At 46.2% G+C, this 16829-nt stretch carries 14 protein-coding genes; 11 read left to right on the top strand and 3 right to left on the bottom strand.

Annotated features, from left to right (window positions below):
• The first annotated feature begins 47 nt into the window (after positions 1-47).
• From HP570_RS23310 to HP570_RS23280, 7 genes are all read left to right on the top strand, one after another.
• A complete protein-coding gene (locus HP570_RS23310; protein ID WP_012684214.1) occupies positions 48-1673 on the top strand; it encodes a peptide ABC transporter substrate-binding protein in 1626 nt (541 codons plus the stop codon).
• A 423-nt stretch (positions 1674-2096) separates the two neighbouring features.
• Positions 2097-3746 (top strand): peptide ABC transporter substrate-binding protein, encoded by a 1650-nt coding sequence (locus HP570_RS23305; protein WP_173627314.1) that lies wholly within the window; start codon positions 2097-2099, stop codon positions 3744-3746.
• A 132-nt stretch (positions 3747-3878) separates the two neighbouring features.
• The gene (locus HP570_RS23300; RefSeq protein WP_173627313.1) at positions 3879-5474 is read left to right on the top strand and encodes a peptide ABC transporter substrate-binding protein; all 1596 of its coding nucleotides are present in this window, start codon (positions 3879-3881) and stop codon (positions 5472-5474) included.
• Positions 5475-5602: 128 nt separating this feature from the next.
• Positions 5603-5860 (top strand): hypothetical protein, encoded by a 258-nt coding sequence (locus HP570_RS23295; protein ID WP_007721136.1) that lies wholly within the window; start codon positions 5603-5605, stop codon positions 5858-5860.
• 41 nt (positions 5861-5901) lie between these two features.
• On the top strand, positions 5902-6378 hold the full coding sequence (locus HP570_RS23290) for a hypothetical protein (protein ID WP_050763813.1): 477 nt from the start codon (positions 5902-5904) through the stop codon (positions 6376-6378).
• Between the two features lie 172 nt (positions 6379-6550).
• Complete coding sequence (locus HP570_RS23285) at positions 6551-8200, top strand: N-acetylmuramoyl-L-alanine amidase family protein (RefSeq protein ID WP_173627312.1); 1650 nt, start codon at positions 6551-6553, stop codon at positions 8198-8200.
• A 14-nt stretch (positions 8201-8214) separates the two neighbouring features.
• Complete coding sequence (locus HP570_RS23280) at positions 8215-8763, top strand: GerMN domain-containing protein (RefSeq protein WP_012684219.1); 549 nt, start codon at positions 8215-8217, stop codon at positions 8761-8763.
• A gap of 1404 nt (positions 8764-10167) precedes the next feature.
• Here the strand turns inward: HP570_RS23280 and HP570_RS23275 are convergent.
• Entirely contained in the window at positions 10168-10371 is a 204-nt protein-coding gene (locus HP570_RS23275; protein WP_048036205.1) for a DUF378 domain-containing protein, read from the bottom strand.
• Between the two features lie 184 nt (positions 10372-10555).
• On the opposite strand from HP570_RS23275, the gene HP570_RS23270 reads away from it, so the two are divergent.
• From HP570_RS23270 to pstB, 4 genes are all read left to right on the top strand, one after another.
• Positions 10556-11491: a phosphate ABC transporter substrate-binding protein gene (locus tag HP570_RS23270; RefSeq protein ID WP_012684221.1), complete on the top strand. Its 936-nt coding sequence runs from the start codon at positions 10556-10558 to the stop codon at positions 11489-11491.
• Positions 11492-11580: 89 nt separating this feature from the next.
• Positions 11581-12528 carry a phosphate ABC transporter permease subunit PstC gene (pstC, locus tag HP570_RS23265; RefSeq protein WP_173627311.1) on the top strand — a complete coding sequence of 316 codons (948 nt, stop codon included), beginning with the start codon at positions 11581-11583 and terminating at the stop codon, positions 12526-12528.
• Positions 12529-13419: a phosphate ABC transporter permease PstA gene (gene pstA / locus HP570_RS23260; RefSeq protein WP_012684223.1), complete on the top strand. Its 891-nt coding sequence runs from the start codon at positions 12529-12531 to the stop codon at positions 13417-13419.
• Between the two features lie 19 nt (positions 13420-13438).
• Positions 13439-14212 (top strand): phosphate ABC transporter ATP-binding protein PstB, encoded by a 774-nt coding sequence (gene pstB / locus HP570_RS23255; protein WP_012684224.1) that lies wholly within the window; start codon positions 13439-13441, stop codon positions 14210-14212.
• Between the two features lie 72 nt (positions 14213-14284).
• Here pstB and HP570_RS23250 read toward each other — a convergent pair whose 3' ends face one another.
• Together HP570_RS23250 and HP570_RS23245 are read right to left on the bottom strand one after the other, a co-directional pair.
• Positions 14285-14668 (bottom strand): hypothetical protein, encoded by a 384-nt coding sequence (locus HP570_RS23250; RefSeq protein WP_217364793.1) that lies wholly within the window; start codon positions 14666-14668, stop codon positions 14285-14287.
• 60 nt (positions 14669-14728) lie between these two features.
• Positions 14729-16774 carry a methyl-accepting chemotaxis protein gene (locus HP570_RS23245; RefSeq protein ID WP_173627310.1) on the bottom strand — a complete coding sequence of 682 codons (2046 nt, stop codon included), beginning with the start codon at positions 16772-16774 and terminating at the stop codon, positions 14729-14731.
• Positions 16775-16829: the final 55 nt, after the last annotated feature.

Here is a 16829-nt window from a genome sequence, read left to right as displayed (position 1 = left end):
TAGCTTTCAAGGAATCTTTACCGATAGAAAAAGAGGGGGTCAACACCATGAAAAAAAGCGTTTTTGCAGCAATGAGTTCTATCCTGGTTCTTAGTGCGGCGCTGGCTGGTTGTGGCGGCGGTGGTGAGAAAGCAGGCGAGCAAGGCGGTGCTTCTAAGGAGCAAACAAGCGGTCCTAAAGAATTGAGAATGAACATGATGTCCGAGCCACCAACTGCTGACCCTGCATTGGCTGAGGATTCTACTTCCAGTGCGGTTCTGCGTGCAACATTTGATGGTCTCACTCGTATTGGCGAAGATGGCAAACCACATCCATCTGTAGCAGAAAAAATTGACGTATCCGAAGATGGCCTTACTTATACATTCACCCTGCGTGACAGCAAATGGAGCAATGGAGAGCCAGTTACTGCAAAGGATTTTGAATACGCTTGGAAGCGAGCGCTCAATCCGAAGACAGCAGCTAACTACTCCTACCAATTGTATTACCTGAAAAATGCAGAAGAATACAACAAGGGTAAAGCAAAAGCCGATGATGTTGGCGTAAAAGCGAAAGACGATAAAACACTCGTCGTGACTTTGAAGAATCCAACACCATTCTTCTTGGAGCTGACTGCGTTCTATACGTACTACCCAGTTAACCAAAAAGTAGTAGAAGGCAGCGATAAATGGGCAGGCGAAGCAAAAACTCACGTGGGTAACGGTCCATTCAAAATGGAAACATGGGAACATAAGAGCAAATTGGTTCTCGTGAAGAGCGATACCTACTGGGATAAAGACGCTGTAAAACTCGACAAGCTCAACTTCTCCATGGTTGAAGATGCAAATACAGAGCTGTCCATGTTCGACAATGACGATTTGGATTGGTCCGGAGCGCCTCTGAGCTCACTTCCTACCGATGCGATTCCTGCATTGAAAGAATCCGGTCAAATGCAAACACGCCCGATCGCGGGTACGTACTTGTACAAATTCAATACGGAAGTTCCGCCGTTCAACAACGCGAAAATCCGTAAGGCGTTTGCTTATGCTATCGATCGTAAATCGATCATCGACAACATTACGCAAGCAAACCAAGAGCCAGCTATGGGTCTGATCCCGCCAACAATGGCAGTGGCAACAAGCCCTTACTTCAAAGACGGCGATGTAGAAGCAGCGAAAAAGATGCTGGAAGAAGGTATGAAAGAAGAAGGCATTACTAAAATGCCTACCCTGACTCTTTCCTTCAACACGTCTGAAGGTCACAAGAAAATTGCCGAAGCCATCCAAGACCAATGGAAAAAAGCACTCGGCGTAGACATTAAGCTGGAGAACAAAGAATGGAAAGTATTCTTGGAAGATGTGAACCAAGGTAAATTCCAAATCGCACGTTCCAGCTGGACTGGTGACTACAACGATCCATACACGTTCTTGGACCTGTTCAAGGACAAAGATGGCGGCAACAACGACACGAAATGGGAAAATCCGAAGTACAAAGAGCTGCTGAACCAATCTGCTCTGGAAAAGGACCCAGAAAAACGCAAACAAATCCTGGCACAAGCAGAAGCTATTTTCATGGACGAAATGCCAGCAGCTCCAATCTACTACTACACACATTCTTATGTGAAAAAAGACAAAGTAAAAGGTGTAGTACTCGACGGTCTCGGTTTCGCAGACTGGAAATGGGCAGACATTCAATAAGAAAAAGCGCATAGCTTGTTGTAATAAAAGAAGGGTGCTACGGCACTCTTCTTTTTTTTGTAAACCATTTTAAGAGAGAACAATGGAGCAGAGGATTGAAGGTGATAATAGAAATTATAAAATTATAAATTAAATTACTATTGCCATTTTACTGAATGTGGATAAAATTGGGTGAACGGAAAAATATATAAATAAATGAGGGGTGAATCTTCAAGTCTGAAAAAGCTTGATTTTATGCGGTTTTTCTTCGAGATATCGAAAGAGGGATGTTCTGGAAATTTTATTTATCGATCAATATGTTTTATAATTCATTAATTCTCTTTATAAATAAATAAAAATTTATTAAATCATTCTAAAACATATTTAAAAAATATATAAAACCATGTATATTGATAAAAGATTTAGAAAAGGGGGATTACTTGTATGAAAAAGAATGTTTTCGTGGCAATGAGTTCTATCCTCGTTCTTGGCGCGGCACTCGCAGGATGCGGTGGCGGAAACCAGGCGGCACCGGCAGATAACAACGCTTCCGGAGCAAAGACAGAAAATTCTGCACCAGCTGGCTCTAAAGTACTGAAACTGAACCTGCACTCCGAGCCACCAACAGCTGACCCAGGTATCGCGGAAGATACAACTTCCAGCACCATCATCACTGCTACCTTCGAAGGTCTGACTCGCGTTGGTAAAGACGGTAAATACAATCCAGCAGCAGCAGAGAGCTACACTGTTTCTGAGGACGGTAAAAAATATACATTCAAAATTCGTGATAACAAATGGAGCAATGGCGATCCAGTATCCGCAAAAGATTTCGAATATGCTTGGAAACGCGCTCTTAATCCAAAAACAGCTTCCAACTATGCATACCAACTGTACTATGTGAAGGGCGCAGAAGCCTACAACAAGGGCAAAGGTAAAGTAGAAGACGTTGGCGTAAAAGCAATTGACGATAAAACACTCGAAGTAGAATTGGCGAACCCAACTCCTTTCTTCCTGGAGCTGGTTGCATTCAAAACATACTTCCCAGTTAATCCAAAAGTAGTGGATGGCAACGAGAAATGGGCTACCGATGCGAAAACAGTTATTGGTAACGGTCCATTCAAAATGGATTCTTGGGAGCACAAGAGCAAGCTCGTCGTTTCCAAAAACGATAACTATTGGGATAAAGACAACGTAAAATTGGACAAAATCGAATTCTCCATGGTAGAAGATGAGAATACAGAGCTGTCCATGTTTGAAAACGGTGAACTGCACTGGGCGGGATCTCCAACCTCTGCACTACCAACTGACGCGATTCCGGCTTTGAAAGACTCCGGAAAAATGACAACACAGCCAATCGCGGGTACCTACTTCTACCGTTTCAACACAGAAAAACCACCGTTTAACAATGCAAAAATCCGTAAAGCTTTTACGTACGCAATCGATCGTCAAAGCCTGATCGACAACATCCTGCAAGCTGGTCAATTGCCTGCAACAGGCTATGTACCACCAAGCATGGCGCTGACAAAAGACGGCTTCTACAAGGATAACGACATCGAAGCAGCGAAGAAAATGCTCGAGGAAGGTATGAAAGAAGAGGGCCTCACCAAATTCCCGGCACTTACTCTTTCCTTCAACACTTCCGAAGGTCACAAAAAGATTGCTGAGGCAATCCAAGACCAATGGAAGAAAAACCTCGGCGTAGACGTGAAGCTCGAGAACAAAGAGTGGAAAGTATACCTGGATGATGTACACCAAGGTAAATACCAAGTGGCTCGTGCAGGCTGGTTGGGTGACTTCAACGATCCAATCAACTTCTTGGAAATGTTCAAGGAAAAAGACGGCGGAAACAACGATACTCGTTGGGAAAATCCGAAGTACAAAGAACTCCTGAACCAATCCGCTCTGGAGCTAGACCCAGAAAAACGTAAAGCAATCCTGGCTCAGGCAGAGCAAATCCTGATGGATGAAATGCCGATTATGCCAATCTACTTCTATACTCAATCTTGGGTTAAGGACGACAAAGTACAAGATGTTATCATCGATGGTCTGGGTGCTGTAGACTACAAATACGCAGATTTCGTAGAAAAGAAATAATAGCTGTGCATGTAAAAGAAGAGAGGTGCTATACTCGCCTCTCTTCTTTTTTATCTATTTAATATCCAAATATTACCTTTTCATGTATACTATTTTTGGAAGATTCTATCAGAGTTAATTGGAGGGTATATGATGAAGAAGAGTGTTTTTATGGTATTGAGTTCGGCCCTCGTTTTCGGCGGAATGATGACAGCGTACGAAGGCGCTGTCCAAGCGGCTGAGCAGAAGGTATTAAGGATGAATCTGCAATCGGAGCCGCCTACAGCAGATCCAGGAATTGCGGAGGATACTACCTCTGGTACGATCATCACGGCTATATTCGAAGGTCTGACACGTCTCGGAAAAGACGGAGAGGTGCACCCGGCGGCGGCAGAGAGCTATACCGTTTCTAAGGATGGGAAGACTTATACATTTAAGATTCGTGAAGCAAAATGGAGCAACGGCGACCCAGTAACAGCACATGATTTCGAATATGCTTGGAAACGCGTGCTCGATCCAAAGACAGCTTCCAACTACGCCTACCAGTTGTATTATGTGACTGGTGCTGAAGACTTCAACAAAGGGATCGGTAAAGCAGGAGACGTTGGTGTAAAGGCAATTGACGATAAGACGCTGGAAGTGGAACTGACAAACCCGACACCATTTTTCCCGGAGCTGGTTGCTTTCAAAACATACTTCCCGGTGAACAAGAAGGTAGTCGAAGGCAACAGGAAATGGGCTGACGAGGCAAAGACGGTTGTTGGCAACGGGCCATTCAAAATGGAAACATGGGAACACAAGAGCAAGCTGACTGTTGTAAAAAACGAGAAGTATTGGGATAAAGCCAATGTAAAATTGGATAAGATCGAATTCACCATGGTAGAGGATGAGAATACGGAATTGGCCATGTTTGATAACGACGAAATCGATTGGGCGGGTGCTCCAACGTCCGGGCTGCCAATCGACGCACTTCCGGTTTTGAGGGAAGCTGGCATCCTGAAGACACAGCCAATCGCCGGTGCCTACTTTTATCGTTTCAATACAGAGCAAGCACCGTTTACCAACGCAAAAATTCGTAAGGCGTTCGCCTATGCAATTAATCGTGAAAGTATCACCGCCGATGTCCTGCAAGCAGGTCAAGTACCGGCAACAGGCTATGTACCACCGAGCATGGCGTTGAACAAAGACGGTTACTTCAAAGACAATGACCTTGAAGTGGCAAAGAAATTACTGGTAGAAGGTATGAAGGAAGAGGGTATCTCCAAACTCCCTCCAATTACACTCAGCTACAACACATCCGAAGGTCATAAAAAGATCGCAAAAGAAATACAGGCTCAATGGAAGAAAAACCTCGGCGTAGATATCAAGCTCAAAAATTCAGAGTGGAAAGTATACTTAGATGACGTACACCAAGGTAATTATCAAATCGCTCGTGGAGGCTGGCTGGGTGACTTCAATGATCCCATCAACTTCTTGGAAATGTTCCAGGAAAAAGACGGCGGAAACAACGATACACGTTGGGAAAATCCAAAGTACAAGGAGCTCCTGAACCAATCCGCTCTGGAGCAAGACCCAGAGAAGCGCAAAGCAATTCTCATGGAGGCTGAGCAAATCCTGATGGATGAAATGCCAATTATGCCAATCTACTTCTACGTGAACTCTTGGGTGCAAAACGAGAATCTGAAGGATGTCGTAATCGATGGACTGGGTGATATTGATTTCAAATATGCGGATCTTACCAAAAAATAAAAATGCAGGAGAAGAGGGCTATTTTCGTGCCCTCTTCTTTTTTTCTGTCTCATGGACAAATGACCAATCCATTACGTCCTTGGCTACATAGAGTAAAAAGGAACTAACTGCAATTAGGGGGGATACTGATGGATATTGGGTCTTTGCTCAACATTGTGAAATCCATTCCTAAGGAAAAGCTGAGGACAGATGCCGGAATTAAGGAAGTCATTCGTGAAATGGCCAGAAAGTCAGGGAAAAAATTGACCGAGCAAGAGGTTAACAGTTATGCTGCGCAGTTTCGTCAGATGCAGAAAACAGAAAATGTCGGAAGTTTGTTGAATAAGCTTTCGAAAAAAGGTGTCACTGCAAAGGATTTGGAAAATATAAAAAAACGTTTTAGATAAGGGGGGAGAGTGAGGAGGGAGGTGGGATTATCGTTGAGAAAATGAAAGCGAAAAAGAAGCAGGCTGTCCCCAAGAACCCTTTGCTAGAATCGATCAACAAACTTGCGGATGCGCAGCATGCAAACAATGCCCAAATGATGAAAGAAATGAGTCAGGTGCGCCAGGAGCTACAGGATATGAAAAATACACTGGGGCGTCTCAAGCAGGCACCTCCAAAAGGTACAGGAGAACGGCGAAGTCTGCTGTTTGGAGGACGACGGAATACCGCCCAAGTGGAAGCTGTACCCCCACCACAAAAGCCTGCCATTTCTATCGAAGATTTACTGCCGCTTTTACCGCATCTAGGCGACGCTATTCCCCAATTGAAAAACCCCAAGGTAGCCGACTCCATTAAGGTACTATCGAATCCAGCTGTGATATCGCTGATCCAACAATTTCTTGCTAACGGGGGCTTGAACATGATAAAAAAACCGGTTCAACAAGTAAGTAGGCAAGAGAGAAGGGGATTTTTCCGGTAACAAATGCTCAGTTTCAAAGACTGTCTCGCGGGGCTTGCGGAGGCGGTCTTTTCATTTTGGTACCAAAAGACTATAAACTTTACAGATCATCCAGCGTCTAATAGAATGGTGAACGTTGCACATTGGCTGACGCCACATAACGAAGAATACAGACATCACGGAGGAGGTCAGGATGAAGAGACGATTTTACCCTCTGCTTTTTGCATTGCTGGTCCTGCTGCTAATCCCCGGTTGGGCGGTTGCAGCAAGCAGTGCCTCAGAGGAAGCTGTCAATCTCGTGATTGGTGGACAAGCAGTAAATGCTGAAGTGCCGCCAGTCATCAAGAATGGGCGCACGTTGGTACCCGTTCGTGTCATCGCCGAAGGGCTAGGTGCAAATGTGGATTGGAATGAGGCTACTCGAACAGCTGTCATTACCAAAGGCACACAGCAGCTCTCCCTTACACTTGACTCCCGTACAGCAGTGTTGAACGGCAAACAAGTGAAGCTTGATACGCCGCCTGTTATTTCACAAAAGCGTATGCTGCTGCCACTGCGTTTTGTCGGGGAGTCACTTGGTGTTACAGTCGGGTGGGACAACAGCAAGCGTACTGTCATTGCGAACGAAACACCGCAGGTCAAGCTGAATGGCAAGGTACCAACCCAGCCGATCAAGCTGTATCAAGTGGAAGACACGATGTACGCGTCCGCACAGGCCGTAGCTGAGCAAGTGGGACAAAAAGGCTTTACGTGGAAAAGACCTGAGCGCGGGATGACGATTGATGATCAGTTGGTCCTCCCATTACGTCAATTGGAGGACGAGCTTGGAGGGTCATTTACGTGGGACAAGAAAAATAATCAGGTTGAGATCGATCGCCTCAATATTTTGAAAGGTGTATCTGAGAACGGCGACCGTGTTCGTATTGAAACGACCATACCTGTTATTCCGCAGTCCTTTGTGATGACAGGACCACACCGGATTGTCTTGGATCTCCCACAAACCGCATTGGATGATGATTTAATCGATGATCTGAAGCGTCAAGACGAGAAAAATGATAGCGTAGGCGAATCCGAGGAAACGGCCTCCGCTGCTGATGAAGATCAAGGCACAGATTCTGACGGACTGAATCAGGCAGAACAAGCAAAAGAAGAACCTCTCATCACTAACCTGCGTTACAGCCAATACAGTGCGTCTCCTGACACAGTTCGCGTCGTTATTGAGCTGAACCAAAAGAGCACGTATGAGCTGGCTTACACGAATGATGGTATCGAAGTGAAATTGGCGCCAAAACCGAAGAAAACAGGCTACCTGATCGTCGTTGATGCCGGTCATGGGGGAAAAGACCCTGGTACGAAGGGCTCCGCTGGCAACAATGAAAAAGATTACAACTTGGCTGTCTCCAATAAGATTGTGGCTTTGCTGAAGCAATACCCAGAGTTTCAAGTCGTTCCTGTCCGCACGACGGATGTGTTTTATGAACTGTCAGAGCGTGTCGCTGTTGCCAATGAGTTAGATGCCGACTTGTTCTTGTCTATTCACGCCAACGCATTCGAGAAACCGACGGCTGCAGGAACAGAAACTTTCTATTATAATGAAAACAGTAAAGACTTTGCCCAGCTGGTACATAAATATTTACGTGGGGCAACGCAGTTCCCGGATCGAGGCTTCAAGAAGAGCGGCTTTTATGTGATCAAAAACACGAAAATGCCTGCTGTGTTGACCGAAACTGGCTTCCTCTCCAATCCACAGGAGAACGCGCAGCTGACGAATCCGGCATTCCAAGATAAAATCGCGAAAGCCATTGTTGCGGCTATTCGTGAATACTACGAGTCTTATCAGTAAGGGGGCTTTTCACGATGAAAAAAAGTCGAGTGATCTGGATGGCAGCGTTAGTGATGCTGCTTTTGGCCGGATGTGGGCAAAACGCGACAGAAACACCACAGCCAACCACACCAGTAGAGCAGCCATCTGGTTCAAACACTGATCCATCGACAACAGAGCCGACTCTGAAAAAGCAAATGGTCACCGTTTACTATTCGGATAATAATGTGATGGAGCTGCAAAAAGAAGAGCAAGAGATCACGTTTGCAGAAGATATCGAGAAGTACAAAAAGACACTTGCCCTGCTGGAGACGCCTGTAAAGCCAGACGTGCACGTTCCACTGTGGAGAGACTTTAAGTACCATTCCATTACAATCGATAAAGGCACCCTGACGATTGATGCAGATAGCAAAAATAAGTTCAACATGGGTTCAAGTGGCGAGACAATGGCTTTGGATGCGTTGAAGAATACCTTCTTTCAATTCTCAGAAGTAAAGGAGATTGTCTTCTTGGAGGATGGCAAGAAAGTAGAAACGCTGATGGGGCACGTAGATCTCTCCGAGCCACTGAAACGAGATAATTAATCATCACCATAAAGGCGGCACACCCTGTTTATCAGGATGTGCCGCTTTTTTCTCGTATAGTGGCTGTCGTGGGGAGAAGAATATTTCCAGTCTAGGCTCCAGGCTCCGTCCCACTGCAGCGTGCACTGTCCGCTCCGAAGGGATTAGCGGGGAAACGCAAAAGTGGTAGCCGCTTCGTAGTATGGGCACGTTGCGTTTCTTTTGCCCGCTAATCCCTTCTCCGCTTGGTAGGACTCCACAAGTCGCTACGTCTGGAAATATTCTTCTCTTGCGTTACTGGCTACATTCTTCATTCTTTTAAGGCTTTAAAAACTGCGGGAACACGGAAAGCTCGTAGAGGAAACAGGAGAAAAAAGCGAAGATCTTTGGTACACCGACCAAGACGGAATGCAAAAAGCGAAACACGTTCTTAAGCGTCCACCTCTGAGACACATCCTGAAGATACCACTTTGGACGCGGTTTCGCTTTTTGCATGGAGGCGGGCAGTGAATCCCACAGCGGGTGGGACAAGAAGCTAAGCGTTTTCTCCTGTTTCCTCCCCAGCACTACAGCAACAACTTAAGGTCACTAATTATGTAGCTACGGTGGAGAGAGTCTAGGCTCCAGGCTCCGTCCTGCTGGAGGTTAAGCCTGTCCGCTCCGAAGCGATTAGCGGGGACGGAAAAGTAGTAGGGAAATATTCTTCTCTGTCGTGACTGTTTACGTTCTTCAATTTGTTTAGGATTTTAAAATCTCGAATAGCACGGAAAGCTCGTAGAGGAAACAGGAGAAATAAGCGAAGATCTTTGGTACACCGACCGAGGCGTAATGCAAAAAGCGAAACACGCTCTTAAGCGTCCACTTCTGAAACACATCCTGAAAGAACTACTTTGGACGCGGTTTCGCTTTTTGCATGGAGACGGGCAGTGAATCCCACAGCGGGTGGGACAAGAAGCTAAGCGTTTTCTCCTGTTTCCTCCCCAGCACTACAGCAACAACTTAAGGTCACTAATTATGTAGCTACGGTGGAGAGAGTCTAGGCTCCAGGCTCCGTCCTGCTGGAGGTTAAGCCTGTCCGCTCCGAAGCGATTAGCGGGGACGGAAAAGTAGTAGGGAAATATTCTTCTCTGTCGTGACTGTTTACGTTCTTCAATTTGTTTAGGATTTTAAAATCTCGAATAGCACGGAAAGCTCGTAGAGGAAACAGGAGAAATAAGCGAAGATCTTTGGTACACCGACCGAGGCGTAATGCAAAAAGCGAAACACGCTCTTAAGCGTCCACTTCTGAAACACATCCTGAAAGAACTACTTTGGACGCGGTTTCGCTTTTTGCATGGAGACGGGCAGTGAATCCCTCAGCGGGTGGGACAAGAAGCTGAGCGTTTTCTCCTGTTTCCTCCTCACCCCAACAGCCGGACATAGTCTTTATGTTGTTGGCGTTTCTTCCCGATCCGTGAATAGAAACTTGATGGCATACACCCCAAACAAGCCTACCAACGTATACACGATTCGACTTACGATAGACTCCGCTCCACCAAACAAGCTTGCGACTAAATCGAATTGAAATAACCCGATTAACCCCCAGTTCAGGGCTCCGATGATCACAAAAAGCAAGGCCAAACGTTCCACATGGACACCCCCACCAAAAGAATAGGGACATTATTCCCATGTTTGCGCCGTTTTACAACAGGAATCCCGGGATCTTTAAGAAAGCTTTACATTCACAACATAATACGACAACATTCCCGCTGTATAGTTTGTACTTGTAAGAGAGAAAAAACAAACCGAACCTTTTAAGGAGGATTTTCATCCAATGAAAAAACTCAGCAAAATGTTTATTGCGCTGACATGTGTAGGGGCATTACTCGCGGGGTGCGGAAGCGGCAACACTGCGCAGACACAGACACCAGCACCGGCGCAAAAACCAGCTCAGGAGCAAAGCAACTCTGGTTCGACAACAAAAACTTCCGGTGAACCTGTCACAGCAGTGGGTTCTACCGCTTTACAACCTCTGGTCGAGCAAGCGGCCAAAGACTTTATGGCAAAAAATGCAGGCGCACAAATCCAAGTACAAGGCGGAGGAAGCGGCACAGGCTTGAGCCAAGTAGCAAGTGGTGCAGCAACGATTGGTAACTCCGATATTTTTGCAGAAGAGAAAAAAGGCATTCCAGCAAACGAACTGGTAGACCACAAAGTATCGGTTGTCGGAATGGCAGCAGCGGTAAGCCCAAAAGTAAAAGTGGACAACTTGACCAAGCAACAATTGATCGACATCTTCACTGGAAAAATCACGAACTGGAAAGAAGTTGGCGGCGATGATATGAAGATCACGCTGGTTAACCGTCCGAAATCTTCCGGTACTCGCGCGACATTCAGCAAATTCGCTTTGGATGGCAAAGAAGAAGCAGAAGGTATCACAGAGGATTCCTCCGGTACTGTTCGCAAAATCATTGCAGAAACACCAGGTGCAATTGGTTACTTGGCACTGTCCTACTTCAATGACACTGTAAAAGCGCTGAAATTGGATGGCGTGGAAGCAAACGCAGAAAACATTGTAACGAACAAATATCCAGTATGGGCGTACGAGCATATGTACACTAAAGGTGAAGCAACTGGCGATGCAAAAGCATTCCTCGACTTCATCCTGACTGACGAAGTACAAAAGAAAACTGTTACAGAACTGGGCTTCTTGCCAATCACAGACATGAAAGTGGAACGTGATGCAGAAGGCAAAGTAACTCAAAAATAAGCATTATCGTCAACAGCAAAATAGAGGGGTAGGGGGGCCTTCCCCTCATTTTGCTTGCGTACAGTCGTTTTCTTTCCAGGAGGGAGAACATGAGCCATCGTACTGAAGGGATAAATACAGAGCGTAAATCGATGATTGCGCAAAAAATGCTGACAACGAACAAGCGTCAAAAAACAGAGAATATTACCGGCAGAACCATCGCGATGATTTGTGCGGGTTTGCTCGTTATTGTAGTTTTATCGATTACCTATTTTATTGCATCAAAAGGGCTATCGACGTTCTTTGTCGATGGAGTAAGCTTCAAAGAATTTTTAACCCATGTTAAATGGGACCCAGAGGGTGAGCCATCCTCGTATGGTGTGTTGCCCTTTATCCTCGGTTCGTTTTTCGTAACGGCACTGGCTGCTTTGATTGCCGCGCCACTCGGAATCGGCGCCGCTATTTTTATGACAGAGATCTTTCCTGGCTTCGGGAAAAAAGTATTGAAGCCAGTTATCGAGCTGTTGGTTGGTATTCCATCGGTCGTTTACGGTTATGTTGGACTAACTTTGCTTGTTCCTTTTATTCGCGAACAATTTGATGTTCTTGGCTTCAGCTTATTGGCAGGGGGACTTGTTCTTGCCCTGATGATTTTGCCAACCATTACGAGTGTGGCAGCAGATGCTATTGAGGCTGTTCCGCAAGATTTGCGCAATGCTTCGCTCGCACTGGGTGCTACTCGCTGGCAAACGATTTGGAATGTCGTGTTGCATTCCGCGCTTCCTGGCTGTTTGACGGCCATTGTTTTGGGAATGTCTCGCGCTTTTGGAGAAGCTTTGGCTGTGCAGATGGTTATCGGTAACACAACGAAGTTGCCAGGCGGTTTGTTCGAACCGATCAGTACGCTCACTAGCGGTATTACATTGAACATGGGGAACACGATTCAAGGAACTCCGTATAACAATGCTCTCTGGTCAATGGCTTTGCTGCTCTTGGCGATGTCTTTCATCTTTATCGTGATTTTGCGCCTGTTGGGCAGAAAGAGGTTGGCAAAATAGATGAAAGCGAGACTGATGGACCGCGCTGCTACTGTTGTTTTGACACTGATTGCCGTACTGATTATCGGTACCTTGGTGGGATTATTGGGCTTCATTCTCTCACAAGGCTGGCATAAGCTGAATCTCGACTTTTTGACCTCTCCGCCGGATATTGTCAATGCGGGTGGCGGGATTGGACCACAGCTTTTTAACTCGTTGTACTTGCTGGTCCTGACTATGCTGATCGCGTTGCCGCTCGGGATCGGAGCAGGCATTTATATGGCTGAATATGCGCCGGATAACAAGATTACACAGTTTATCCGCATGAGTATAGAAGTATTGTCTTCCCTTCCGTCTATCGTAGTTGGTTTGTTTGGATTGCTCGTGTTCGTAAATATGACAGGCTGGGGCTATACCCTGTTTGGTGGAGCACTTGCGCTGACGGTATTTAACCTGCCACTCTTGGTTCGTGTAACAGAGGATGCACTGCGCAATGTACCACGCAGTCAAAAGGAAGCGAGTCTCGCGCTTGGTATTACCAAATGGCGTACCATCGTGTCTGTCATCCTTCCAGCAGCACTCCCAGGTATCCTTACGGGGGCCATTCTGGCTTCTGGTCGTGTATTTGGGGAAGCGGCTGCCTTGCTGTTTACGGCAGGGATGTCTTCACCGAATCTGGATTTCACCGACTTCTCGATGAACAGTACAACATCACCTCTGAATCCGTTCCGTCCTGCCGAGACCCTGGCCGTTCATATTTGGAAGGTAAATAGCGAGGGGCTGACACCGGATGCACGTGATGTCGCAGATGGCGCGGCTGCTGTTCTGATTATTGCCGTCTTGCTCTTTAACCTTTCCGCTCGTTGGTTCGGGAATTGGGTTTACAAAAAGATGACGTCAGGATCAAACTAAGAAGAGGTAGGTGGCAGCCATGTCCGTACTGACCATGCAAGAAACGATCATTCAGACGAATAACGTGAATGTATACTACGGAGAGAAGCACGCCGTAAAAAATATATCCATGGATATTGAAAAAAACTCCGTGACAGCCTTTATCGGCCCATCTGGATGCGGCAAATCGACGCTTCTGCGGAGCCTGAACCGGATGAATGATCTGGTTCCTTCTTGTCGGGTAGAGGGTTCCATTATTGTTGATGGTATCGACATTAACAGCTCGCAAGTAAATATCGAGAGCCTGCGCCAAGTGGTAGGAATGGTGTTTCAACGAGCGAATCCATTTTTTAAATCGATCTATGAAAACATCGCATTTGCACCACGTTTCCACGGGATGACCAATAAACGTGATTTGGACGAATTGGTTGAGTCGAGCCTGCAAAAAGCAGCGCTTTGGGATGAGGTAAAGGATCGCCTTCGCGACTCAGCGCTCTCTCTTTCTGGTGGACAGCAACAAAGGCTTTGTATCGCGCGTGCAATTGCGATGCAGCCAACCATTTTGCTGTTGGACGAACCGGCTTCCGCTCTCGATCCGATCTCTACCATGAAAATCGAAGAGCTGGTCATGCAGCTAAAAGATGAATATACGATCGTGATCGTTACCCATAACCTCCATCAGGCAGCGCGAATTTCTGAGAAAACCGCCTTCTTCCTGATGGGTGAGCTGATCGAGATGGATGAGACAGGAAAAATCTTTACATCGCCTGAAAGCGAAAAAACCGAAGATTATATTAGCGGACGTTTTGGATAAGAGTGAATAGAAAAGAACACGAAGCCCTCCCAAGCAAATCAGCTTGCAGGAGGGCTTCGTGTTCTATTGGTTTCAGATTTTCCGTAGATATCGTGAATAAAAACCATAGTAGGTAATAAACAGACCCAAGAAGAAGAACGCGATGACAGTGCCGTAGTCTTCGCTGGAAGCTTCATAGCCTACAACAGCTTTTACACCATATTTGATAGCCATATAGATAAGGGCAAAAGCAAGTAAAAATCCATACCTGTACCATTTGCTTTGATCCTTCATGTTCTCGCTTTTGACCTTCATCAAATATCGAACATAACCGACGATCAAGCCAACAAAAAATATCGTCACAAACAAGTAACGCAGATAGTGGCTTTGATCAAAGACCTTGATAAAGGTTACGAGGGACATTGCTAGCAGTACAAAAAAGGCAATAACATAAAAGTGAATGGAACGCTTATCCAAGGTCCAGACATCCCCTTTCGCAGGATAGGTTTGTAAAGAGTTCACATTCACTTTATGATATCATGAATTTTTCAAAGAAAGGGTTGTTTCTCCCGCTCGAAAAAATTTGATGGTTTGTTCGAGATCCTCTACGATTTCTGTCAGGCGCAGAGAGTCATCGAGAAATTGCTCCGATAAGGATAGACTTTCTTGATTGGCGGCTACAGCTTGCTGTGTGCCTGATACTACTTGCTGTGCAGAGGCAGACAGATTGTCTACCCGCTGTGAAATGGCTATGCTCTGTGTCGAGATTGTTCCTGTGAGCATTCTGATCGATTCAAATTGGGCAGTCAACGCTTCGCTGAGCTGGATGGTATTGTGGAAGATAGAAGCGGCCTGGTGCAAGGTTTGGATGCCATTTACAGTAGCATGATCGGTTGTTTGCAAGCAGGCGGCTACATGCTCCATTCGTTCTTCCCCTGATTCAATTACCTTTTGAATACGGGCAGATGCCTCTTCTGTCTGGTCGGACAGCAAGCGAATTTCGTCTGCTACGACGCTGAAGCCGACTCCGGCTTGTCCAGCTCTGGAAGCTTCGATTCGAGCATTGAAGGACAAAAGCTTGGTTCGCTTGGAGATAGCGGAAATCAGACCGAGCATTTCGTTGATGTCGCCCATGCTTTCTCTCATGGAGGACATAGCATGCATAGATGCCTTCATATCTTCCGAGATACTGTGCATATTTTCTTTTAGTAAATCGATGGAGGTTGCTGCTTTTGCATTTTGCTGACGTGATTCCTGGCTTTGTACAATTGCTTTTTCCATGGAGTCTGTGATCCGAGACATTTCTTGTGTAATGCCGGCCATCGTGGCGTGGATATCATCGATCTGCTCCTGCTGATTGTCCATTTCTTGGGCAAGTCGCTCTGTTACGGATACGACTTCTGACTGCATGGCGTGAGAATGGCGGGAGCCTTTTCCTACATGATCGGCTACTTGTTTGACGTCTGAGATGACATACTGGATTTTACCGATGATCGTCCGGATTTGTTCACTCATTCGATTGAAGCTGTCAGCCAGCTGGCGAATTTCATCATTGCTTTGTACGTGCATCGTTTGCAGCAGATCGCCCTCGCTAAAGGCGGACATTTTTTGTTGTGCTTCCTTAATCGGCTTGATGATTCGGCGAACGTACACATACAGCATCAGGGCGAGTGCTGCGAGTCCGACGAGTGAGACGGCTAAAATAGTTAGTTGAAGGCGACGGACCTCTTGCTTTACCTCGGATACCGACTGTGCGACGATCACTCCCCATTTTAGAGAAGGGGCAAATTGATAGGCGGCAAAAGAATCCACCCCATTGATCCTGCTCGGCTCGTACCCAGATTGACCGGCGATGACGTTTTGTACGATGGCAAGCTCAGTAAGTAGGGGGCGCTGCAACGCATAGGATTGATCGGGATGAGCGACCAGCTTGCCTTGTTGATCAACGATCATGGCATATCCGGTTTCCCCTAGTTTGATCTGGCCAATGGATTCGCTCAGCTTCGGAACAGAGACGAATGCCACGACGACGCCTACAGGCTCCTCGTCTTCATTGCGCAAAGGGAGTGAGACGGCTATCTTGGGAAACTCCGTCTTGGAAAACTGGAAGACATCTGAGACAAAAACTCCCTGCTGCGGTTGATTCAATGCTCCCTCATACCAGTCCATTTTTCGCGGATCATAGGAACTGTCGAGGGGTGATCCCGGAAAGGTCAAATACTTTCCGTCTGTGGTGACGATCTGTAATTCGGAAATCGTAGGATTGCTGGTGGACAAATCAGTAAAAATGCCAAAGATCTGACTGTTAGTGATCTTGCTGTTTTTATAAGTGGAGGCAAATGATTGCAAGGCGGTTACGATGTCATAGACCCTGCTATGTACTTTCTGTAGAGCTGCACCTGATGCTTCGTGTAATTGCTGCTTTGTTTTTTCATTGAGTGTGGCTTCGGATTGATAGCTGATGAAGAAAGCGGCAATTGCCATCATGCAGATAACCATTCCCATGATTCCTGCGAACAGCCTGGTGAAAATTGAACGATAATGAAACGACGAGCGACCCCACGGTTTTCTTATGTCTGGCATTAATTGTTCTCCCCTTATCAAAACGTTCAGCTTTATTGTAGGGGGTACCTAGGGG

The sequence above is a fragment of the Brevibacillus sp. RS1.1 genome, from assembly GCF_013284365.1.
In the GTDB taxonomy this organism is placed as follows: domain Bacteria; phylum Bacillota; class Bacilli; order Brevibacillales; family Brevibacillaceae; genus Brevibacillus; species Brevibacillus brevis_D.
Note: the sequence above shows the minus strand (reverse complement) of the source record. Positions and strands in the feature narration are given on the sequence as shown.

What these genes read in the sequence shown, in the direction of transcription:
- HP570_RS23270 (WP_012684221.1), top strand. Translation starts at nt 10,556, where the DNA reads ATGAAAAAACTCAGCAAAATGTTTATTGCGCTGACATGTGTAGGGGCA.
- HP570_RS23305 (WP_173627314.1), top strand. Translation starts at nt 2,097, where the DNA reads ATGAAAAAGAATGTTTTCGTGGCAATGAGTTCTATCCTCGTTCTTGGC.
- pstA (WP_012684223.1), top strand. Translation starts at nt 12,529, where the DNA reads ATGAAAGCGAGACTGATGGACCGCGCTGCTACTGTTGTTTTGACACTG.
- HP570_RS23245 (WP_173627310.1), bottom strand. Translation starts at nt 16,774, where the DNA reads ATGCCAGACATAAGAAAACCGTGGGGTCGCTCGTCGTTTCATTATCGT.
- HP570_RS23300 (WP_173627313.1), top strand. Translation starts at nt 3,879, where the DNA reads ATGAAGAAGAGTGTTTTTATGGTATTGAGTTCGGCCCTCGTTTTCGGC.
- pstB (WP_012684224.1), top strand. Translation starts at nt 13,439, where the DNA reads ATGTCCGTACTGACCATGCAAGAAACGATCATTCAGACGAATAACGTG.
- pstC (WP_173627311.1), top strand. Translation starts at nt 11,581, where the DNA reads ATGAGCCATCGTACTGAAGGGATAAATACAGAGCGTAAATCGATGATT.
- HP570_RS23285 (WP_173627312.1), top strand. Translation starts at nt 6,551, where the DNA reads ATGAAGAGACGATTTTACCCTCTGCTTTTTGCATTGCTGGTCCTGCTG.
- HP570_RS23290 (WP_050763813.1), top strand. Translation starts at nt 5,902, where the DNA reads ATGAAAGCGAAAAAGAAGCAGGCTGTCCCCAAGAACCCTTTGCTAGAA.
- HP570_RS23295 (WP_007721136.1), top strand. Translation starts at nt 5,603, where the DNA reads ATGGATATTGGGTCTTTGCTCAACATTGTGAAATCCATTCCTAAGGAA.
- HP570_RS23280 (WP_012684219.1), top strand. Translation starts at nt 8,215, where the DNA reads ATGAAAAAAAGTCGAGTGATCTGGATGGCAGCGTTAGTGATGCTGCTT.
- HP570_RS23310 (WP_012684214.1), top strand. Translation starts at nt 48, where the DNA reads ATGAAAAAAAGCGTTTTTGCAGCAATGAGTTCTATCCTGGTTCTTAGT.